Origin of the sequence: Candidatus Igneacidithiobacillus taiwanensis, from assembly GCF_031962545.1 — a bacterium.
In the GTDB taxonomy this organism is placed as follows: Bacteria; Pseudomonadota; Gammaproteobacteria; order Acidithiobacillales; family Acidithiobacillaceae; genus Igneacidithiobacillus; species Igneacidithiobacillus taiwanensis.
This window is the reverse complement of record NZ_JAVRKK010000162.1, coordinates 1-4,545: the sequence shown is the minus strand read 5'-3', so window position 1 is coordinate 4,545 and position 4,545 is coordinate 1. Positions and strand designations below refer to the sequence as shown.

Here is a 4,545-nt window from a genome sequence, read left to right as displayed (position 1 = left end):
CGCTCTTCCGATCTCGTTCGCGATTGTAATCAATTCCTCCAGGGGCCGGCCCCGATTGGATCGTAGTCCAAAATATCCTGTCATGTCGCATCAACCCTGCCCTCTGGTGGAGGGGTCAAACGTATTCATCATGATCAATCCTTATTTTTTTGCTTACTTTCATGCTTTGTTAGCCCTGTCCTAACGGACAGGGCACAATCGCTCATAATGTGTTGCAGGATACACAGGCATCACCCCCTTTATTAAGCGCAGACTTATCGTTATACTATGCATCAGATTGTTTTGATTCAACGGAGCAGATTGCGCTCCCCCAAAAATGGAATCTTTAATCATTGTTTTCTTCCTCCTTATCATTAGTTAATTGATAGGTTCCTGATAAATACAAGCATCTTTGCTAAATTCGGGTCTTTCTTTCAGTACCATTACGTCTTCCACATATCCCGTTACTTTACCATCTTTCCAGTAAAAATCTACAACAGCCTCCATCCATTCACCGTTGTCCATTTCCCTTAAATAATAGTTAGTTTCGACATACATTCCTTTGGAATCATCAATCATTGTTCTTCTCCTCCCTTGAAGGGTATAGTCCTATAAGTTTTTGCGCTTCTTCAAGCGCTTCTCTGGATACCTGGATCTCAACGTATTTTACACGGGGATCAGAGAAAACAACCGGAGAAGTAGCAAATTCATGAATCAACTCCTCCAATTTTTTCAAACGTTTTCTAAAGAAAAATTCCCAATTATGCTTAACCATTTGACTTCTCCTTACTTTCCTTCGCTATATTTTCTAAATCATGCTCCGTAAAGTATTCATTCAGGTCCAGGTCGCCATAAATCGGTAGGTCTGTATCCCCGTCTCTTAGTTTGAAAAGCAACCATTCTTCAAGTACTACACGTATATCTACTAAACATTCCTCAACAGTATCTCCGTAAGTCCATACGCCTACACATGAAGGAATTTCAGCGTAAAAGTAACCGTTGGGGCATTTTTCGATCTTGATATTCTGTAATGCTTTGCTAACAAAATCTGAAAGCGGTGCACCTATCCAGTTATCTACACTCTTTTCAGTTTCGGGCTTCTTTTCTGGTATTACATCTTCCGGCAGCGCATACACCTGACGAGACAAATTCACTGCCACCAAATAACACTTGATATATTTTTCCGGATGAAAAATTATCGTATCATCAATTTCTTTATTATCTCGTTCATCAACCCATTCGCACTCATCGTCCTTTAATTCTCTATCAAGATCACCACTCCATCCGCTGTATACCCATCCTTCCTTTACCACTCGCACTCCAGCAATAATGCCACGCAATGCTTTCTGTTGCTCCTCTCGGTTCCAGATCCTAACAAGCCGAAAGCCTTTGTTGTCCCACTTTTTAGCTGGTTTGATGATTGCATTGACTTTTACTTGTTCACCTAACTTCATGTGCTTACCCCTTTTCTATCCTTTTCCCTCGCACTCCATTATAGCCTTTCCTATTTCGCACACCAGCGGCCAGTAGACCGCATTGCCCAGAGCCTGGAGCTTTTGCCGGCGGTCAGCCACCTTCTCGGTCGTAATGCGCGACACTTCCCACTCGTACTGGTCCGCCCCATATGGCGCAACGGGGAGGATTCCGTGTCGAGCCACCAGGTCGGCAGTGCTTGAAGTTGACAAACCCAAGCAACGTTGAGACGGCCACCAGCCGTGCGGGGTAGAGACGCTTGCCGACTGAATGCCAATCCTGGTTGCCCTTTGTAATCTCTCGCATTCGGCGTTGGCCACATTCCCGCATGGACCACTGCCCCCGGCAGACTGTAGTTCCCCGCACTGTCCCGCTGGTTGGGTCCGCCATGATCCGAGTCCGATGCCCGAATAGTGGGCCACAATCCAGACCCTATCCCTCCTGTGCGTGGCGCCGATGGCACAAGCCGGAATAACAAACGTTTGGCAGGTGTAACCGATACTTTCCAGGTCAGAAAGCACAGTGTCGAGTGCCATGCTGATGATTCCAGCAACGTTTTCGCCAAGCACCCAATTTGACCTGACTTCCTTAATAATCTGGCACATTTCTGGCCAGAGGTAGCGGTTATCATCCTCGCCTCCTCACTTCCCAGCAACGGAAAACGGTTGACAAGGAAACCCACCTGCGATAATTTCAATTGCTCTGGCTTTTTCACCCAGCACCAACTCCAGCTTACCTCTAGTCAATTTGCGAATATCTCCGAAAATCGGCACTCCGGGCCATGCATGACGTAACCATTTACGACAAAACGGGTCGGTTTCGCAAAAAGCCACGGTGTGCATTCCTACTATTTCCAGACCTAAAGACATTGTACCCATGCCGGAAAACAAGTCCAAAACGTTCATGGATATTTATCCCTCGCTTCCCGCTTCGTAAAGCCGCTCCCGCTGCTTTTCCCTATATCGTTTCCCTCTGACACGGTTGGCCTGTGTGCATTCCGCACAAAACGACATGCTGATCGAATAATCCACAGGCCGCCGCCCGCACATCGTGCATATACCGCGCAGGCGCCGATCACGTGTCAATCGCCACTGTTGTACGGAATCCGAGTCCTCCGCAAAGCGACCTGTAGCCTCCTGCGCCTCCTTATGCAGGAACAGGATCAGCCCCGACACCAGTTCCCAGGCCGTGATAGGCATTTTTCTGCGCTACGCCGTCTGCCAGCAGCGAAAGATCACCAAAAGAAAGTCCTCTTGCGTCACGGTTTCTCACCGACCCTTCCCTGCAACTCCTTTTCCCTAATAGCTGCCTCCAGCTCAGCGAGGTATTTTGGTATGGTATCCTTAGCCGTGTGGACACCGCCCAGAGCGCTGCACTTAGCCAAACCTATCGGGCATACCTCGCACGGGAGGTCCATGGCTCACCCGTCAAGGGTATGGCTTATCGGGCTGCCTCTTCCCCACGCGAGTGCCGCATTCATAGACGACGCATCCAGAAGAGGCCGAATAAACTGTACTTCCGCTTGCAGCAGCGAAACGGGCAGGTCGGTATATTTCATTAGCAACAAACCTCCCTAGCTGGGGATGATTCCCAGGATAGCCGCAGCCTCCCTCAGAGGACCCAGGCTAGACCTGGTCAACTTCGGCAATGCATCCCGTATCGCGTCCCTTATCCGCGTCAATTCCATCTCTTCCACCATCTCCCGCGTGGGGAGAATAATCTTTGGATCGTCGTGTTTGCGCTTGCCCCGCACGTTGCCAGTCTTGCGCTGGAACACTTTCTCGGTGGCGCCGATGCCAACTATGATCGTGGTCGGGGTGGTCCTAATGACCGAGAATTGGCTGTAGGTAGCGCCAAACTTGATGAAGACTTTATCGCCGGCTTTCAAGCTTTGGAGATATGATTGCATACGTGTGTCATCCATGGGTTAATCCTCCTTCGTCTCTCTCGCCATGCTGAGATATGGGAGATCTGGGGCATGCACCGGAAAGCTCAATCTACCAGCAACGGAGTCATACTCATATCCCGGCGATATTAACTCCGACAGCTTCTGAATTACTCTGTCCTTTTTGCGGCACTCATCCGCAAGGATTTGCGCCGCATCCGCAGCCGTGCGCTGGCGGATGATGTCCGAATAGTAGTCGATGGGCATTCTACGTCACTCCTTTCCTTCATCATCTCCCCGCACCAGGGGCATGGAACGTCCCCGAAAGCTTCCCAAATGCGGCCCCATACCCGGACATCCGGGAGTCATGCAGGTAAGTTCAGGCATTGGTTGTGTGCCTCCCATCCTCATGCAGCTTCTCCTTGCGCCTTTCACGCTTTTTACGGTTGTATTCCTGCATGAGCGTTGCACACCTAGTGCACCACCTGACGCTCACGCTGTAATCCACTGGCCTACGGTAGCAGTAGGAGCAGATACCGCGAAACCTCATTTCTTGGACGAGCCGTCTACTCCTGACAGCCTCTTCGTTATCTGACCGCTTGCCAGCCAACTCCCGCGCCTCCAGGTGCCGAAACAGGAGCAGCTGCGCCACCAGATCAGCGGCCGTAATGTCGAATTGCCTGCGGTGCACAATGCGCCAGCAGCCTAGCAGGTCACGAAGAAAGTCGTCGGGTGTTGCCACTTCTAACCTAATTTCTCCCTGGGCCACTCATCGGGCGGAAGGTTGGCGAACGAGGTATACCGTGGTTTCCACCGCACCCATACCGAGCCAGGCGGCCCGGACCTTTGGCGCGCAACGATTATCTCTGCGAGGCCCCTGACTCCGGGCTTGTTGGGCCAGTAGAATTCCGGCCGCCAGAGATAAAGCATTACATCGCAGTCCTGGTCAGGGTGGCTGGAGTCGCGCACATCGCCATATCCCGGGCGAGGACTCTTGCGGGTTGCGGTCTGTTTGTCCAGCAGCTGCACCAGGCAGATTACCGGTACCCGTAGGTCCCGCGCCATGTCCTTCAATTTGCGGGTTGTCCGGCCTATACGGGCCGAAAGGTTCTCCCCCCGCTTCTCCGGTTCGAGTACCCGGTCCAGCTGATCAATGATAACCAGGCCGAGACCGTGCCGCGCCTGGAACCTGTGTGCGATGGCCCGCA

At 51.3% G+C, this 4,545-nt stretch carries 6 protein-coding genes and 1 pseudogene; all 7 read right to left on the bottom strand.

Going from position 1 to position 4,545, the window contains the following annotated elements; translation table 11 throughout:
• Positions 1–357: 357 nt before the first annotated feature.
• A complete protein-coding gene (locus tag RTI30_RS12845) occupies positions 358–558 on the bottom strand; it encodes a hypothetical protein (protein WP_312283960.1) in 201 nt (66 codons plus the stop codon).
• Complete coding sequence (locus RTI30_RS12840) at positions 551–754, bottom strand: hypothetical protein (RefSeq protein WP_312283959.1); 204 nt, start codon at positions 752–754, stop codon at positions 551–553. Before RTI30_RS12840 ends, RTI30_RS12845 begins: the two co-directional genes overlap by 8 nt.
• Positions 747–1,433, bottom strand: a complete 687-nt coding sequence (locus RTI30_RS12835; RefSeq protein WP_312283958.1) for a type II toxin-antitoxin system HicB family antitoxin — start codon at positions 1,431–1,433, stop codon at positions 747–749. Before RTI30_RS12835 ends, RTI30_RS12840 begins: the two co-directional genes overlap by 8 nt.
• A gap of 15 nt (positions 1,434–1,448) precedes the next feature.
• Positions 1,449–2,357: pseudogene (locus RTI30_RS12830) on the bottom strand (DNA cytosine methyltransferase).
• 668 nt (positions 2,358–3,025) lie between these two features.
• Positions 3,026–3,376, bottom strand: a complete 351-nt coding sequence (locus tag RTI30_RS12825) for a hypothetical protein (protein WP_312283957.1) — start codon at positions 3,374–3,376, stop codon at positions 3,026–3,028.
• 3 nt (positions 3,377–3,379) lie between these two features.
• Positions 3,380–3,604, bottom strand: a complete 225-nt coding sequence (locus tag RTI30_RS12820; RefSeq protein WP_312283956.1) for a hypothetical protein — start codon at positions 3,602–3,604, stop codon at positions 3,380–3,382.
• A 477-nt stretch (positions 3,605–4,081) separates the two neighbouring features.
• On the bottom strand, positions 4,082–4,537 hold the full coding sequence (locus tag RTI30_RS14365; protein WP_409449714.1) for a DnaB-like helicase C-terminal domain-containing protein: 456 nt from the start codon (positions 4,535–4,537) through the stop codon (positions 4,082–4,084).
• Positions 4,538–4,545: the final 8 nt, after the last annotated feature.

Coding starts and splice junctions, on each gene's coding strand:
- RTI30_RS12845 (WP_312283960.1), bottom strand. CDS start 558: ATGATTGATGATTCCAAAGGAATGTATGTCGAAACTAACTATTATTTA.
- RTI30_RS12840 (WP_312283959.1), bottom strand. CDS start 754: ATGGTTAAGCATAATTGGGAATTTTTCTTTAGAAAACGTTTGAAAAAA.
- RTI30_RS12835 (WP_312283958.1), bottom strand. CDS start 1,433: ATGAAGTTAGGTGAACAAGTAAAAGTCAATGCAATCATCAAACCAGCT.
- RTI30_RS12825 (WP_312283957.1), bottom strand. CDS start 3,376: ATGGATGACACACGTATGCAATCATATCTCCAAAGCTTGAAAGCCGGC.
- RTI30_RS12820 (WP_312283956.1), bottom strand. CDS start 3,604: ATGCCCATCGACTACTATTCGGACATCATCCGCCAGCGCACGGCTGCG.